This is a genomic window from Rheinheimera sp. SA_1 (assembly GCF_001669775.1).
GTDB lineage: Bacteria > Pseudomonadota > Gammaproteobacteria > Enterobacterales > Alteromonadaceae > Pararheinheimera.
In genome coordinates this window covers 19,282-35,744 of record NZ_LXWK01000018.1, presented here as the reverse complement: position 1 = coordinate 35,744, position 16,463 = coordinate 19,282, and the positions used below count along the sequence as shown (strand labels likewise).

General features: G+C 50.2%; 16 protein-coding genes. 8 read left to right on the top strand and 8 right to left on the bottom strand.

Annotated features, from left to right (window positions below):
- Positions 1-141: 141 nt before the first annotated feature.
- From A5320_RS17930 to lptM, 7 genes are all read right to left on the bottom strand, one after another.
- Positions 142-1,209: an alpha/beta hydrolase family protein gene (locus A5320_RS17930; protein WP_082971877.1), complete on the bottom strand. Its 1,068-nt coding sequence runs from the start codon at positions 1,207-1,209 to the stop codon at positions 142-144.
- Between the two features lie 203 nt (positions 1,210-1,412).
- Positions 1,413-3,395: an alpha/beta hydrolase family protein gene (locus A5320_RS17925; RefSeq protein WP_082971876.1), complete on the bottom strand. Its 1,983-nt coding sequence runs from the start codon at positions 3,393-3,395 to the stop codon at positions 1,413-1,415.
- A gap of 107 nt (positions 3,396-3,502) precedes the next feature.
- Entirely contained in the window at positions 3,503-4,438 is a 936-nt protein-coding gene (xerC, locus tag A5320_RS17920) for a tyrosine recombinase XerC (protein WP_068068299.1), read from the bottom strand.
- On the bottom strand, positions 4,425-5,114 hold the full coding sequence (locus A5320_RS17915) for a DUF484 family protein (RefSeq protein WP_231916775.1): 690 nt from the start codon (positions 5,112-5,114) through the stop codon (positions 4,425-4,427). Before A5320_RS17915 ends, xerC begins: the two co-directional genes overlap by 14 nt.
- 182 nt (positions 5,115-5,296) lie before the next feature.
- Positions 5,297-6,127 carry a diaminopimelate epimerase gene (gene dapF, locus A5320_RS17910; protein ID WP_068068296.1) on the bottom strand — a complete coding sequence of 277 codons (831 nt, stop codon included), beginning with the start codon at positions 6,125-6,127 and terminating at the stop codon, positions 5,297-5,299.
- A gap of 21 nt (positions 6,128-6,148) precedes the next feature.
- Entirely contained in the window at positions 6,149-7,402 is a 1,254-nt protein-coding gene (gene lysA / locus A5320_RS17905) for a diaminopimelate decarboxylase (RefSeq protein ID WP_068068293.1), read from the bottom strand.
- 5 nt (positions 7,403-7,407) lie between these two features.
- Positions 7,408-7,662: an LPS translocon maturation chaperone LptM gene (gene lptM / locus A5320_RS17900; protein ID WP_197490176.1), complete on the bottom strand. Its 255-nt coding sequence runs from the start codon at positions 7,660-7,662 to the stop codon at positions 7,408-7,410.
- 84 nt (positions 7,663-7,746) lie between these two features.
- Here lptM and cyaY point away from each other — a divergent pair, with 84 nt between their 5' ends.
- The 8 genes from cyaY (at position 7,747) to A5320_RS17860 (ending at position 14,477) form a co-directional block, all read left to right on the top strand.
- Entirely contained in the window at positions 7,747-8,064 is a 318-nt protein-coding gene (gene cyaY, locus A5320_RS17895) for an iron donor protein CyaY (protein ID WP_068068289.1), read from the top strand.
- Positions 8,065-8,167: 103 nt separating this feature from the next.
- Positions 8,168-8,848, top strand: coding sequence for an alpha/beta hydrolase (locus tag A5320_RS17890; RefSeq protein ID WP_068068287.1), 681 nt, complete (start codon positions 8,168-8,170; stop codon positions 8,846-8,848).
- Positions 8,849-8,959: 111 nt separating this feature from the next.
- Entirely contained in the window at positions 8,960-9,736 is a 777-nt protein-coding gene (locus A5320_RS17885) for a DUF2914 domain-containing protein (RefSeq protein ID WP_068068285.1), read from the top strand.
- 273 nt (positions 9,737-10,009) lie between these two features.
- A complete protein-coding gene (gene hemC / locus A5320_RS17880; RefSeq protein ID WP_068068283.1) occupies positions 10,010-10,942 on the top strand; it encodes a hydroxymethylbilane synthase in 933 nt (310 codons plus the stop codon).
- Between the two features lie 3 nt (positions 10,943-10,945).
- Positions 10,946-11,731, top strand: coding sequence for a uroporphyrinogen-III synthase (locus tag A5320_RS17875; RefSeq protein ID WP_068068280.1), 786 nt, complete (start codon positions 10,946-10,948; stop codon positions 11,729-11,731).
- Positions 11,703-12,824, top strand: a complete 1,122-nt coding sequence (locus tag A5320_RS17870) for a uroporphyrinogen-III C-methyltransferase (protein WP_068068277.1) — start codon at positions 11,703-11,705, stop codon at positions 12,822-12,824. The genes A5320_RS17875 and A5320_RS17870 overlap by 29 nt, the downstream gene beginning before the upstream one ends.
- Positions 12,821-13,924: a heme biosynthesis HemY N-terminal domain-containing protein gene (locus tag A5320_RS17865; RefSeq protein WP_068068274.1), complete on the top strand. Its 1,104-nt coding sequence runs from the start codon at positions 12,821-12,823 to the stop codon at positions 13,922-13,924. Before A5320_RS17870 ends, A5320_RS17865 begins: the two co-directional genes overlap by 4 nt.
- 4 nt (positions 13,925-13,928) lie before the next feature.
- The gene (locus tag A5320_RS17860) at positions 13,929-14,477 is read left to right on the top strand and encodes a DNA-deoxyinosine glycosylase (protein ID WP_082971875.1); all 549 of its coding nucleotides are present in this window, start codon (positions 13,929-13,931) and stop codon (positions 14,475-14,477) included.
- 108 nt (positions 14,478-14,585) lie between these two features.
- On the opposite strand, the gene A5320_RS17855 is transcribed toward A5320_RS17860, so the two are convergent.
- Entirely contained in the window at positions 14,586-15,899 is a 1,314-nt protein-coding gene (locus A5320_RS17855; RefSeq protein ID WP_068068271.1) for an energy transducer TonB, read from the bottom strand.
- Between the last annotated feature and the right edge of the window lie 564 nt (positions 15,900-16,463).

The following is a 16,463-nucleotide window of genomic DNA, read 5'->3' as shown; positions in this document are numbered from 1 at the left end:
AGATAAAGGTGAGCAAAAGGGCAGGCTGGACAGAGAACGGTGTTTTGGTTGAGCTTTTAAAGTCGTGCTCGCAGTGGTGAGTGTATTAAGGAGGCAAAGCAGCTGAACACAAGTTCAGGCTGCTTTCACGACAACGAGAATTCAACCCTGAATAAATTTCAGCATCGCCGCGCCAGCTTTCTGATGCACCAGCGTGCGGTCGATGCCGGGCCGGTCGGTACAAAGTGCAACGCCCATGGCCTGAAATTGATGTTTGCAGCGGTCGAGGTAGACAAAATGGCCTTCACCCGCTGCAAATACCAGGCTTGTTGCCGCCGGGATGGTGGCAGCGTAATAACCGGCATGCCGGGCATAAGGTAAAAAATCGTTTTGGGTAGAGCCAATAACCAACACCGGAATAGTCATTGCCTGCAAGCTTTGTGCTGTGGTGGCGTGGCCGAGTGCCGGATCCAGCGCAATCACACTTTTAATCCGCGCATCGAAAAAATTCTGCTCTGGGTTATAACCCTTGGTATTGGCTTCGGTCTGAAACTTCAGATAATGACAGCTTCTGTCGGCCGCAGCTGCTGCGGTGGCGCAGTAAGTTGCGGCATCAGCAAAGGCTAGCTTGCTGCCAGCCATGGTTAAAACAGTGGCGCCACCAGAAGAATGGCCGACGGCAATGATTTGATCCCAGGCGATGTCACGGTTAAATATCCGTTGTGGCGTTGCTGGAGTTGCCTTCGTTGCAGGCAGCAGATTGCTTTGCAGCACATCCAGCACAAAACTGATATCCACCGGCCTTTCCCAAAACTGCAGTGCTGCCGCTGGATTGACATGTTCCTGGCCATAGACCCAGGATTCTCCATAATGATTGACCCCAACAGTGACATAACCCTGTGCAGCGAACATTTTACCAATCCAGCTATAACCTTTGGCAGCACCCATCGCACCATGCGAAAACACCACGGCTTTATCCAGCTTGGTGTGTTGCGCCAGACAAATTCTGGCGTCTTCACAGCTTGCTTGTGCCGGATACCAGAGGGTAATTTTCACCGGCCGCTGGCGTTTGTTGTCATATAAATCAAGTTCGGTGACTTGCACAGCAGACGTTGGATGAGTCGTAACTTGGGCGGTCGACACGCCGCCAGCCCATGCAGGGGTAAACCAAGATGGTGTAAGCATAAAAGTGCTGATGAACAGGCCGGTTAGTACAGTAAATAATTTCATCGTCGTCCTTGGAAGTTGAAAAGCAGAGGTTGCTGTAGTTGAAGTCTGAGCGTTTTACGGCATCGTCCATAGTGCCGAAAGTCACAAAATGATTAGCTGCCGCAATAGTTTGTAGAAGGGAGGGCGGAAAAAAATGGCGGTGGGAACAAAGAATGATGTGCGGCATTTCCAGACGAAACTGCCGCACCAGACAAAATTTTCACTTATTTCGTTAGGTGCTGCGCCAGATATTGCTGCACTTTGGTGAAATAAAGCTGCTGATTGCTTTCGGAGTAAAAACCATGGGTTTCATCGGTAAACTCCAGCCACTCGTAAGGTTTGCCGGCTTTGTCCAGCGCCTCTGTTAACGCGGTGGCATGTTCCATCGGCGCCCGTTCATCGTGTCTGCCGTGCGCAATGAGCAAATGCGCTTTTAGTTGCTCAATCCGGTTCACCGGCGAGAAAGCCGCAAGTTGTGCTGGATCATCGCCAATCACCTTTTGTAAATATGCTTTGCCATATCCCAAACGTGGAATATCGCCCAGTTTTGACATCAAGGCTAAATCGTAAATACCTGCGACCGCAACACCACAACGATACAGATCTGGTTTGATGGTGGCAGCTTGCACCACGGAATATCCGCCAAAAGAACCGCCCATAATACAGACATTACCTGCTTTGCCGTGCCCTTGTGCAATCGCCCATTCGGTACCGGCAATGATATCTTTTTGAATGGCGTCACCCCATTGACGATAACCAGCGGCTTTGTACTCAGCACCATAACCATCAGAACCGCGATAGTTGACCTGTAATACGTTATAACCAGATTTCGCCAGCAACTGTACTTCTGAGTCAAAACCCCAATGATCGCGCACACCGTGCGGACCGCCATGCACCAACACCACCATCGGTTTGGTTGCGGACTGTTGTTCGGTCAGCGTCAGGTAACCGTGAATTTCTTTGCCGTCAAAAGAGGGAAATTTGATCGGTTCCATCATCGCCATGGTTTTACCGGTCAGATGCGGGTTGCGGTCAGCAAGCTTGGTTAACGACACCTTTTCATGATCATACAGATAATAAGTGCCAGGATTTATGTCAGAACTGACGGCTGCCAACCACTTTTTGCCATCTTTGGTGCTGCTGGTAATGGTCACTTGTTCACTGGGAAAGGCCGCCAACAGTTTTTTAAACACTTTAGCTTCCTCAAACGCCGAGGTCAGTAATGCATAGGCCGGAAAACCATCATCGACCCGTAAACCATAAACAGAACGTAAATCTGCCGTTCTGCTGACCATCGTCACATCAACCAACGGGTCGGTATACACAGCTTCATAGTTGCCACTGGCTAGATCTAACTTAAAGACGCCTGTTTTATCTTGCCCTTTGTTATCAAATACATACAGTGATTTATTGTCTTTGGTCACGGCAATTGGTGCAAATGTGGAGCCAAATAGCTGTTGCGGCAGTTCTGTCCACTCTTTTGCTGCTAATGATCGAATATACACTTCGGTTTCATCTTTTTTGTTGGTACCGGTGACCACCCGTGGCTTGCCATCACTGTCGACTAAAACGTTGGCGTAGGATACCGGCACTTTGCCTTGGCCGATGGTTTGACCGGTATAGACGTTTATTTTCAGGATTTCTGCCGTCTTGGCGCCTACTTTATCTGCCGGTGTACTCATAATCAGGATCTGGTCGTCTTCATCCAGCTCCGTGTCAATAAATTCGGCCCAGGCTCTACGGGATTCACGGACTTTAAGGCGTGAACCGGCTTTCTCGTCGCCAGCCTGGTAACCAAAGAGCAATTGACTGCGACTACCGTCTATATTCACGCCAAACAGTTCGCCATAATACAAAGGTTGTTTTTCCCAGGCTTTTGATTCAACCAGTTGAAATACCACCCGCTCATTATTGACCCAATGATATTCACCTACTTCCTTCATTCCTCCCATGCTGGCAGAGCCTACGGTTTGCATCGTCGCGCTGTCGAAAAACACCAGGGTGCGTCTGCCATCGCGAAAGATTTTTGCCGCCAGATGTTTGCCATCCGGGGAAATAGTGAAGTCAAAAAAGCTTGGATTCTGTGCCAACAGCGCCGGCCAGTTGTCGTTTGCCTGAACGGATGGTAACAGCAGCGTGCTGAATAAAGATAAAACAAGCAGAGACATTGGCGCGGTAAGTGACTTTTTTAAACGGAAATTACACATACAAATCAAATCCTTTTGAAAATATGGCTAAAACATAACGCAACAAAGTTGCGTTAACAATCAATTTATTTAACTTGGCTGATGCAATATAACAATGAAGGGGATGGCTATTTTTTTGCCCGGGGGTGGGCGGCATCATAAACCTTGGCCAGATGCTGAAAATCAAGGTGGGTGTAGACTTGGGTAGTGCTTAAGTTGGCGTGGCCAAGCAGTTCCTGCACCGCGCGTAAATCACCACTCGATTCCAGCAGATGACTGGCAAAAGAGTGGCGCAGCATATGTGGGTGGACGTTTTGATCCATGCCCTGACGCTTCGCCCATAATTTCACCCGATTGCGGACATGCCGGGCGGAAATCCGCAGTTTCTGCCGGCTTAAAAACAACGCTTCGGGTTCGCTGCCAATAAAATCCGGCCGGATTTGCAACCAACGCTGTAGCGCTGTGACGGCCAGCCGACCTATAGGCAGCACCCGTTCTTTGTTACCTTTACCGCGTACCCGGATCAGTTTTTCGCTCCAGTTAATGTCGGCAACATTGGCGCTCACCAGTTCTTCCAGCCGTAAGCCTGAACTGTAAAACAGCTCCAGAATGGCCTGATCGCGACAGGCTAGTTCGTCTTCCTTTGGCAAATCCAGCAGCTTATGCATTTGATCAACATCGAGATTTTTCGGCAGCGGTTTATCAAACTTCGGAACTTTTAAATACAAAGCCGGGTTGTGGTCAATCAGCTTTTGCTGCTGCAAATAACGATAAAAACTACGCAAGGCGGCAGCGCGCAGCGCCAGGCTGCGCGGTTTTAAGCTGGCGCGACAAGACAATAAATGCTGCTGCAAATGCAGTTGGGTTAATTCGCGCCAGTGGCTGTGTTTTGCCGCCAACTGCCGCGCCACACTGTCGAGTTGTTGCTGATAGGTCGATAAAGTCTGGTTGCTGTAGGCGCGTTCAAATTTCAGGTAGGCCAGAAATTGGCTCAGCCAGGGCGTAAAAGCCGCCAGGGCGTCGGGGCTGGAGTCGTTGTTGGGATGAAGGTCAGCGCTGGTCATAACGTGGTAACACCACGGCTAACAACCTGGCGATATGGTCGATAAACAAAGTGTCCATGCTCGGCTGGAAATGGTCGTCCAGTTCGCTGCCAAAGGCCAGTAATGCCAGTGGTTTATCACCCTGACTGATTTGCAACAACGCCACTGAATGAATGTTGGATGGAAATAGGGTGGCCATTTCGTCTTTGTTTAACCGGCCAAAATAATAACTGCGGTGTTGCAAGCGGTGCTGCAGTACCAGCTGCAAACCACTGAAATTATCGCCCATCGCTTCATGGTTAAAATCGAGCAAGGTACAGGCATGCACATGCGGCATGCGGTTGGCAAAGGTGCTGAGCGCGATGGTGATATCGGTACGCTGACGCGCCGACAATAAATCAAGATGTAACTGGTTCAATGCAAAGAAGATATGTTCGTTCTGGCGGGCAATGCTCATCAGCCGGGTGATGTCTTCTTCCATGCCACGGATCCGCTCACGTTGCATTTCCAGCTGACGTTCCACTAACGACACCGCGCCACGCTGGGCGTGAGGTAAACGTAAACGATTGAGTAATTCCGGATGATGCTGAAAAAACGCCGGATGTTCCAGCAAATACTGGTACACGAACTGATCGTGCAGCACGGCTTTTTCTTCTTCTTTTAATTCCGGCAGATCTGTCATTACACCTTCGCTCATGCCACCTTCATTTATACCCGTCATCCTTGAAGATTCGGGGTTGTTGCCTTCGCTCGTTCGCCCCAGTCACATAGGACAACTATGCTCCGGGCCGGGCTGGCGCTCCAGTCTCACTTTCTCGTCGCCTACCCAAATCTTCAATGATTTAGGGTATACAACGCCTTCATTCACAAAGCCTTCATTCACAAGACCAGCTGCCCATCATAGACATGCTCGGCCGGACCGGTCATTTTCACCGGTTGGCCAGGGCCGTTCCAACGAATATGCAAGGTTCCGCCAGGTAAATCAACCCTGACGTTTGGCCCCAGTGTTTTTTGCATCTGACCAACGACCGCTGCGGCACAAGCTCCGGTGCCACAAGCTAAAGTTTCGCCTGCACCACGTTCCCATACTCTAAGTTTGATATGGCCCTGATTCAGCACTTGCATAAAACCAATATTGGCGCGCTCCGGAAAACGCTCATGCAGTTCAAATTCCGGGCCCCAGTTTAAGACGGGCGCGACGTCGACATCATCGACAGTAATTACCGCATGCGGATTGCCCATCGACACCACACCACACAAAGTGGTGGCGTTTTCGGCGTGCAGAATGTAGTTAATTTCCTGCTTTTGCGCTTTAAACGGCACTTTCGCCGGTTCAAATTGCGGAATACCCATGTTGACCGTGACCTGACCGTCTTGCTCGATATAAAGCACAATTTTGCCAGATTTAGTGCTGACGTTGATTTTGTACTTGTTGGTCAAGCCTTTGGTGCGGACAAACTTGGCAAAACAACGGGCACCATTGCCGCACTGTTCTACTTCCGAACCATCGGAGTTAAAAATGCGGTAGTGAAAATCCAGATCCGGATCATAAGGCGGTTCGACCATCAGTAACTGATCAAAACCGACACCAAAATTGCGATCGGCCAGTTGCTTGATCTGCTCTTTGGTCAGAAACACGTTCTGGCTGACGGCATCAACCACCATAAAATCGTTGCCAAGCCCGTGCATTTTAGAAAACTGTAATAACATGCCAACCTTATCTATTGTTGGTTAAGCGGGCAGCAGCTGTTCGCCGCGCCATAAGTCTTGCCATTGTTCCCGTTGCCGTACCAGATGCACTTGATCGCCATCGACCAGTACTTCAGCAGCGCGTAAACGGCTGTTGTAGTTGGAACTCATGGTAAAACCATAGGCTCCGGCCGAACGCACCACCAGTAAATCTCCTGGTTCTATCGCTAAAGCGCGATCTTTACCGAGGAAATCGCCGGTTTCACACACCGGACCTACCACATCATAGGTTTGCGCTGTAAGTTCAGGTTTCAACTGCGCCGGCACAATATTCATCCAGGCGCTATAGAGCGCCGGCCGGATTAAATCGTTCATCGCAGCGTCGACAATGGCGAAATTCTTTTCCTGCCCCGGTTTTAAATATTCAACTTTGGTCAACAACACACCAGCATTGGCCATAATGGCGCGGCCTGGTTCAAACAACAATGTTAAATGTGGATAAGCAGCCAGCCGTTTTACCACTTCGGCGGCGTATTCGGCTGGATGCGGTGGCGTTTCATCTAGATAAGTCACGCCAAGACCTCCGCCGATGTCGATATGCGACAGCACAATACCAGCTGCGGCCAGCTTGTCGATCAGCAGCAGTAATTTATCCAGTGCATCTAAAAATGGCTGAGTTTCAGTCAGTTGTGAGCCAATGTGACAATCGACACCACAGACTTTTAACTGCGGATACGCCGCTGCTTGTTGATAAATCGACAGCGCATGGTTGATGTCGATACCAAATTTATTGGCTTTGAGGCCCGTTGAAATATACGGATGGGTTTTGGCGTCAATATCCGGGTTCACCCGAATAGAAATGGGTGCCACTTTGCCAAGTCGCGCGGCGACTGCAGCAATCCGGTGTAATTCAGGCTCGGACTCGACATTAAAACACTTGATGCCGGTATGCAGCGCAAACTCAATTTCAGCTTCAGACTTACCGACGCCAGAAAAAACCACTTTGGCTGGGTTGCCACCTGCTTGCAGCACGCGGCGTAATTCACCTTCAGACACGATATCAAAACCGCTGCCCAAACGAGCCAGCAGATTTAATAAAGCGATATTGCTGTTGGCTTTAACGGCGTAGCACACCAGATGCGGCTGCTTGCCAGCTGCTTCGGTGAAAGCATGATAATGGCGCTCTAACGTGGCGCGGGAATAGACATAAGTCGGGGTGCCGAACTGGCTGGCGATGGCAGCTAAACTGACTTGTTCGGCCTGTAACTGCGGCCCCTGATAATTAAAATAATCCACCGGCGTTACCTTTTTGTGTCGCGATTGCTGTGTTGTGCTTGTTGTGATGTATCGGGCGAGGCAGTCCCGGCTGTTGTAGGCTGCTGTTGTTCAGGCTGTGTTGGTTCGGGCTGTTGATCTATAGCTTTTGGCGCCGGTTTAGCCGCGGGTTCGGCCGGAGTCGCCACCGGTGGTGGAGTTGTCGGCAAAAATAAATCACCTTTTTGACCACAACCGGTCAGCCCAAGGCTGGCCAGCATCAGTACGAACAGAGTTTGCATCACAGCTTTCATCGTTTCTGTTTCTTTAATTTTTGAGCGCTCTATAATCGCATCCTTAGCAGCAAAAGCAAACAGGTGAAGCCGATGAATGACGTAGAATATGATGAGTTGACCGATAGTGTTTTGCTGGCAGTGGAAGAAGCCATTGAAAAACTGGATTTGGATCTCGATTATGAAAGCCACGGTGGCTTGCTGAGCATTACCTTTCCTGATCGCAGTAAAATAATCATTAATAAACAACCACCTTTGCATCAGCTGTGGGTGGCGACCAAATTTAATGGCCACCATTTTGAATACCGTGATGGGCAGTGGATGGATAACCGCACTGGTAGTGAGTTCTGGCAGTTGCTGAATGATGCAGCGTCAAAACAAGCTGGTGTGCCGGTCAATCTTGAACATTAAAAGCAACTTCAAACCAATACGAATTCTATCCGCCTCTGCACACAGCTGCGCACATTCGCTGCTGCTGTGGCGGTTAAAATTTGAATGAAATTAGAGTAAAGCAATGAATCAGTTACCTTTTGTTGATGTTCCAGCCAGTGGTGAAGTCAAAGCGGCTGTGGTGTGGTTACATGGTCTTGGCGATTCCGGCCATGGTTTTGCGCCGATAGTGCCGGAACTGCGGTTACCTGCCGGTCATGGTATCCGGTTTTTGTTCCCGCATGCGCCAGAGCAACGCGTCACCATCAATAACGGCATGGTGATGCGCGCCTGGTACGACATTAAAACCTGGGATTTACAAAACCGCGCTGACGAAGCCGGTGTCAGACAATCAGCGCTGCTGGTGCAGAATCTACTGGATAAAGTGATTGCCAGTGGTATTCCAGCGGAAAAAATTATCCTCGCTGGTTTTAGTCAGGGCGGGGTCATTGCGCTACATTTATTACCAAGACTGCCGTACAAAATCGCCGGGGTGATGGCGTTGTCGACTTATATGGCATTACCGGACAGCTTAAAAACTGAAATGACCACGCTGAATAAAACAACGCCGGTGCTGGTGGCGCACGGGACTGCCGATCCGGTGGTACCAATGCAGGCTGGCCAGCTGGCTTTTAACGCTTTAAAATATGCCGGTTTTAATGTGCGCTGGCAGGATTACCGGATGGAACACAGTGTGTGCGCGCAGGAAGTGGCAGATCTCAGCCGCTTTATCCAACAACAATTGTTAGTTGGAACCAGCGTTTAGTAAGACTCGTACGACGGTGACAGAAGTTTGCAGGCAATGGATTGAACGAACTGGGCATGTGAAAGCTGGTTGTATTGCTATTTTGAACGTTATTTTTAAAGAGAGTGTGCTGTGACGGAACAGGCTGCCAAACTCACTGTGAAAGTTAAGCTGCATGCGGCGCAACCCGTGGTGTTGCCCATCACGGCACCACCGGCTCGCCTGTCTAAACTGAAAGTGACTTTGGGTTTATTGTTATTGGTGCTGCTAACTGCGGCTGGTTATCTTTTGTGGCAGCAATTTGTCGGCAAAGTGCCGCCTGCTGTCGCTGCTGATTATCATCCGGCGAGTGACGTTGCCGCGGTGGCGACTGAAGAATTGGCGGAAAGTCCCGGCGTGGAAGAACTGTCGCAAAACCGCAGCACTGCTCAGGAGCCGACATCCACACCGTCAGTTATGCGACAAAATGTAGTGACTGAGCAAGTAGCAGCAGAGCCAACAGCCGCGAAGGCAGTGGCTGAAACTGCGTCCAGGCAATTAACACCACCACCATCGGCAGAGATGCCGATCACCGGTCGCAAATTGCCCAAAGGTTTTAGCCGGATTGTGCTGGCTGCGACCATGGAACAATTAGAACCCGGTGCCGCCATTGACACGCTGGTGGCGAAGCAACACATTCAACGTTTGTATTTGTTTACTGAACTGCAGGGATATGCCGGTCAGCAACTTATTCATCGTTGGTCTTTTGCCGGACAAGTGCAAACCGAAGCGCTGCTGACGATTGAAGATTCACCCTGGCGAACCTACAGCGAGAAGTGGTTGCTGCCGGATCAACTGGGTAGCTGGCGGGTCGAAATTGTTGATCAGCAGCAAAATGTGTTGTATCAACACGACTTTCAATATCAATAATTCTATTACCTTCATCATTAAAGTTGGGTATACACCCAAAATCATTGAAGATTCGGGTAGGCGGCAACTGAGCGAGACCCTAGGAGCATAGCTGTCTATGTGACTAGGGCGAGTGAAGGCGGCCAACAACCCCGAATCTTCAAGGATGAAGGGTATACACCCAATCTACTTGAAACTCGCTTCTTCAGGTTGTTTGGGTATAATAGCGCCAGTTTTTGACCGGAGGGCGTGACAGGCCGCGACTGGTCCAGTCTTCAAAAACAGGTTCTTATCATGACGCAACGAATTCGGATTGCCACCCGCAAAAGCGCTCTCGCTTTGTGGCAAGCGGAGTATGTCAAAGCCCGCTTACAGCATTTTCATCCACAGCTAGACGTTGAATTAGTCCCGATGTCGACTCAGGGCGACAAAATTCTGGATACCCCTTTAGCCAAAATCGGCGGCAAAGGTTTGTTTGTCAAAGAACTCGAAACCGCCATTCTGGAAGGCCGTGCTGATATCGCCGTGCATAGCATGAAAGATGTGCCGGTAGAATTTCCCGAAGGTTTACAACTACAAACCATCTGCGAGCGCGAAGATCCGCGTGACGCTTTTGTCTCCAATCAATATGTTTCCCTCGATGCACTGCCGCATGGCGCTGTGGTAGGCACTTCCAGTTTACGTCGCCAGTGCCAGTTAAAAGCACTACGTCCCGATTTACAAATCCGCGATTTGCGTGGCAACGTCAACACCCGTTTAAACAAGCTGGATCAGGGCGAATACGATGCCATTATTCTGGCCGCTGCCGGTTTGATCCGGTTGGGTTTTGAAGCGCGGATCGCCACTTTTATTGACGTTGAGAAAAGCCTGCCCGCCAATGGCCAGGGCGCAGTCGGCATTGAATGTCGCAGTGACGATCTGCAAGTTCAGCAATGGTTAGCACCGCTGGAACATCTGCCAACCCGACAAGCGGTATTGGCCGAGCGTGCGATGAACCGTCGTCTGCAAGGGGGCTGCCAGGTGCCGATTGGCGCTTTTGCCGTTCACCAGGGCGACCAGCTTTGGCTGCGTGGTTTGGTGGGGCAGCTTGATGGTAAACATATTTTACAAGCCGAAGCACATGGCCCGGCGATTGACGGCGAAGCCCTTGGTGTCAAATTAGCAGAGCAACTGCTGTCTATGGGCGCCGACGTCATTCTGGCCGCTGTTTATCAGGCGTCCGAGTAGCCTATGAACCTGCCAGCCAATGATTTTGGTGTGCTGATCACCCGACCTGCCGGGAAAGCCGATAATCTGCTGGCCGGGCTGGATGAGCTGGCTATTGGTTATGTCTATCAGCCACTGATCACCACCCAGCTGATGCCGCTGCGTCATCGTGATCTGCTACATCTACAAAGCGCTGAGCTGATTATTTTTGTCAGTGTCTCGGCGGTGACTTGCCTGGAACAACAATTCGATTTAAAAAGTCTGACGCAGCCCTTGCTGGCCGTCGGTGCGACCACCGCCTCGGCGCTGGAGCGCAGTTGTGGTCATCCGGTCGTGGCGCCAGCCGATCAACGCAGTGAAGGGGTGCTGGCGTTACCGCAATTACAGGATGTGTTTGAGCGCGATATTGTGATTATCCGCGGTAATGGCGGGCGAGAACTGATTAAACAAGGTTTGTTGGCGCGTGGTGCTAAAGTCACTTATGTGCAAAGTTACAAAAGAGTACCGTTGCCGTTAGATGGTCAGCGCTTGTCTGACCAGTGGCGTGCGCAGCAAATACAATGTATCGTAGTGACCAGTAATGAAATTTTATCCCTGCTGTTGACCTCTTTGCCCGACGTTGCGTTACCCTGGTTGCAACAACGACAATGGATTATGGTCAGCCAGCGTATGGCAGAAACTGCTGTCGCGATGGGGATCCCGGCGACCAACATTGTTCTGGCCGCCAGTGCCAATGACCAGGCGTTGTTGGACGCCATTTGCCAGTTAAGAAGGAAATTCCATGAGCGAGCTCAGTCCAGCGCTGAATAACGAGGTTATTCGTCCGGCCAATGAAGCTAAAGTTCCACCGGTAACCCCATCGGCTGCCGTGCGTCCCCGCACTGCCGGTTCGACTGTATTAGCCGTGATTTCATTGTTAGTGGCCCTTGGCAGTGCGGTACTGGTCGGCTGGTTTTTCTATATTTGGCAACCGCAATTGGCGGCGCTGCAACAGCAGCAACAAGCCTTATCCAATCAACAACAAACCCAAACTACTTTGTTTCAGAGCAAACAGCTGGAATTGCAGCAGGAAATGCAGCAACAACTGGTTGATGTGGTCGCCAATTGGGACAGCAAAGCGCAGCAACAGGCGGAAAAAAACCAGCTGGAACTGAATAAATTACAGCTGCAGCTGGAACAGCAAAGTGGCAACGTCAAAGGCTGGCAGCTGTTGGAAGTGGAATATTTCCTGCGGTTAGCCGAGCAAAAGCTGTTTCTGGAACAAAATGTCAGCGGCGTAGCGCAGGTGCTTGATTTAGCCGATCAACGATTAAAACAAATGCAGGATGCCAGTCTGGTGGCGGTGCGCGAAGCCATCAGCCAGGACAAACATATGTTGTCAGAGCTCAATACACCGGATATGCACCAGTTACACCTGACGTTATCGAATTTGCGCCAGCAAAGCCAGACTTTGCCACTGCGTCAATCGGAGCGGGCGATGGATAATCAGTCGGAGGAAGAAGTCACTGACGATGCTGCCGACTGGCAGTCAAATTTACAGCTGTATTGGGGGAATTTCTGGCGTGGTCTGGTGCAGGTACGTGCCAGCTTGCCGGAAGATGGCGTCAGTTTGACGGCTGAACAACAAATCAGCGTGCGCAATACCTTAACCCAACAATTATTGCTGGCAGAACTGGCAGCGATGCAACACAACCAGGCGGTGTATGCTGCGGCTATTCAGCAAAGTGCGGACAGCCTGCAACGTTATTTTGCCGCCACTGAACCTGCGGTGCAGCTGATGGCTGATGATTTAATTGCGTTATCCGCATTACAGGTCAGTTTACCGTTGCTGGCGCCACTGAAAAGCCCACAACTGTTTGAAGCTTATCGTCAGGGTACTGCTGCTGCGGAGCTGGCGTTATGATCCGGCTGGCCTTATTTGTCATTGTGCTCGGGCTTGCGATGCTGCTCGGACCGGTGCTGGCCAATCACCCGGGTTATGTGATGATCGTGGTCGCCGGCGTCACTATTGAAGCCACTTTTGTCGGCCTCATTCTGGTGCTGCTGGGAGCTGGTCTGGTGTGGTGGGGGCTGTGGTGGTTATTAAAACGCCTATTCCATTTGCCGCGCATCAGCTTTAGTTTTTTACGTTCGCGCAAAGAGCGGCGTGCCCGCCAGGCGCTGCAACAAGGTGTACTGGCGTTTGCCCGCCAGGATTGGCAAAACGCTCATCAATTGTTTGAAATTGCCAAATCTGAACCACTTTGGGACAAAGCCCGACTGACCATGGCCAGTTACAGTGCGCTGCGGGCCGGTGAATTTGCCAAAGCCAATCAACGTGCGGCTGAGTTGGATCCAGATGATGCGGACAGCAGTTTGTTGCTGGCAGATTTATGGCTGGCGCAAGGTGATGCATTAAAAGCAGTCGCGGTGTTAACGCCTAAAATTGCGGCGGAGCCTAAAAATCAGCCGTTAGGCCGCAGTTATCTGGCAGCGTTGCAGCAGGCCGGTCAGTGGCAAACCTTGTTGGAACAAGTACCACAAGCGCTGAAATATCAGTGGTTTAGTAAGGTTCTATGGGCGCAGCATCGTTATCAGGTTTATCCGCAAGCGATTAGTGCGCTGGCGCAACAAGGATTGTTTGATGAACAAGCCAGTTATTGGCAAAACTTAAGTGCCAAAGAACGCAAATCGGTCGCGGCAACTTTGGGTAAAGTCTGGGCTTTGGCGGTCAGTGGCCAGGCTGAGCAAGCCGAAAAACTGCTGCTGGAAACGCTGGCGCTGGCTGATTTGCCATTGGCCTGGAATGTGATCCAGCAGATCCCGCTGGGGCGCTCCGTACTGCAGCTGCGTAAGCAAATTCAGCACTGGTTACGCGATCATAGCAACAACGCCTATTTATATGCGATGTTAAGTTATTGCGCGGCGCAAGAAGGCGAGGCCGAACAAGCTGCTGCCAGCTGGCAAAAAGCGCTGCAGTATCAACCAGAACTCGTGGCTATTGGTATTACTACCAAAGGCTAATGGTATGGCTAAAAATAGTGCTGCGGTGACCGAATTACCTTTGTCGTTACCACAGCTACCAGCGCTACAAGGCCTGGCGCCTTTGTACCAGCCAACTGCAAAAATCCTGATCCTCGGCAGTATGCCGGGTCAGGCGTCCTTGGACAGCCAACAATATTATGGTCACCCGCGCAATCAGTTCTGGCCACTACTCGAGCAGCTGTTTGGTATTGATGCCAGTCTGGCTTACCCTAGCCGTTGTCAGCAGGCGCTGGCGGCACAGGTGGCGATGTGGGATGTGATCGGCAGCTGCCAGCGTGCGGGCAGTCTCGACAGCGCCATTGTCGGCAGTAGTATTCGTTTTAATCCGTTGCTGGAACTTTGTCAGCAACTCCCTGATTTACAACAAATCTGGCTTAATGGCGGCAAAGCTGCACAAAGTTTCCGGCAATATCAGCGGCAGTTGCCAGACTGCTGGCCCGATCCGAAGATCCTCATTCGCGAATTACCTTCGACCAGCCCGGCGCATGCCAGCCTCAGTTTTGCTGAGAAGCTGGCGCTTTGGGAAGCATAGTGCTGATAACAGATCCCAAATTCGAATTGGCTGCGAATAGTTTTTTGGAAAAATAACAGCCAGGCCTGAATAGCAGCTGGCTGTTGTTAACTAGGATTGCGCTGGTTCTTACAACGTATCTTTTAATTCCAGTGCCAGCGGATAATTTTGTTGTTGAGCTTTTGCCAGTAATGCTCTGCCGGATGCCGCGTCGCCATCGAGCAGCATGCGGGCGCCAACCCAGGTTTGTACCTGGGGATCGTCTTTGCTCAGTAGGTAGTCTTCCCATTGTTTATTCGTCGCGGCCAAGAAGCGCTGTGCTCTTAAATCCCCATTTTTGGCGGCTGTTTTCCACCAATATTTGTATTGGTAGAGTGGGTTGGCTGGAACAAATTGATGGATCGATACTTTTTCATCTATCTGACTGCTCAAGCCGTATACCCCAGCCTTTCGTGTATTAGGCAGTGGTTTATTCAGCAAAATTTCCTCGGCTGATTTGCTTCGCTGATACTTAGCTTCGAGAATTTTGGTGACAATTCCTTCGTCATTAACTTCGACTTTGGCATAACCATGAAAGTGTTCAATCGTTGCACTGGGAATATTTGAATTTTTGGCAAAGAGTACAGCAGGCAATTTATTGGCATCAAAAGCGGCTTGTTCATCATTATCTAAGCCGACATTTGAATTGTTGTATGCCAAATGTAACAGACTACCAAGCGCTTCCTGGTGCTGCGGAGATCCCGCTGCAGCATATGCCCAGATCTGATATTTTTTCAGCCATCTTTCCAGTGATTTTTGCTGGAGTGGCCCCATGGTAAAAGTCATTTTTACCGAACCAAGCTGTTTTTTACCCGTCGGTTGATAACGCCACTGCTTTACTGCTGCCATCGCTTCTTTTTCAAATACATTTTCGGGGAACGAATCTAAGGTATCGACAGCGATCACTCCACCTTGCTCGTCGACCACATAACGGATATTTACATAACCAAATTGTCCTTTGCGGGCTGCATTCTGGGGATACTTTGGTGAAACCCGTTCTATCGCTTGTAGGTCCGGTTTATTTTCTGTTTCTGGTTCAACGTCACTGATCACGACGCTTTGCTGTAATTTCGCGAGTAATCCTGCAGCAGTCGCGGCTTGTTCAGCGTTTAGAGCCGGTTTCATTTTGGCGACCATCGCTGCAGCGTCCGGATGACCAAGAGTGGCGGCCAGTTCAAAATAAGCCAGCGCTTTGGCCTTATTCTCCACTTGGCCTTCGCCGTTAAAAGCCATTGCCGCCAGATTAAATGCCGCCTGCTCATTGGCGATGGGCAGTAATGCTGAGAACTCATATTGCGCCGTGGCGTAGTCTTTTTTCTCGTACGCCTGCAATCCGGTTAGAAAGTTGGCGCAAGCGGCAGTGTGATGGAGTACCAATGCAGTGAGTAGTATTTTGCGAAGCATAAAAATCCCTTTTAGATAGCTGACAACTCAAAGATATTTGGGTATCGAACCCATTGTTTGACGCTTGGGGTGATCGAACATGCGTATCGAAAACGCGGGTTCCATTAGCGTGATGAGATGAATAGCCTAAATAAATTGCCATTTTATTGCAAATAATTATTTTTATGTTTACATTTTTTCCGAATTTGCCTGATTGACAGCGCACCGCCTCCGCATCATATTAATGTTCACTAATTCAGCAATTTTATGCAGGTTTGAAATGACGATTCTGAGTAATCAGCACATCGACAAATCATTAGCGCAGTCACCCAAGCCTGCCAATCTGCATTGTGTTGCTGCCGATTACCACCTCTCTGAGTGGTTCGACGAGTAGCTTCCCCTTCGACATTCCCCAATTTTGGTGTTCAGGCTTTTGCGGGTCTGACTACTAAAAAACTTGCAGGATGCTTTTTGTATCACCCGGACGTGATGTGACCACACTGGCTATAACCCATGTCCCTGAAACCGCAGTTTCTGCAGCTTCAAGGATGACGGATGAATGCCACCAACATTTAAAAAACTTTT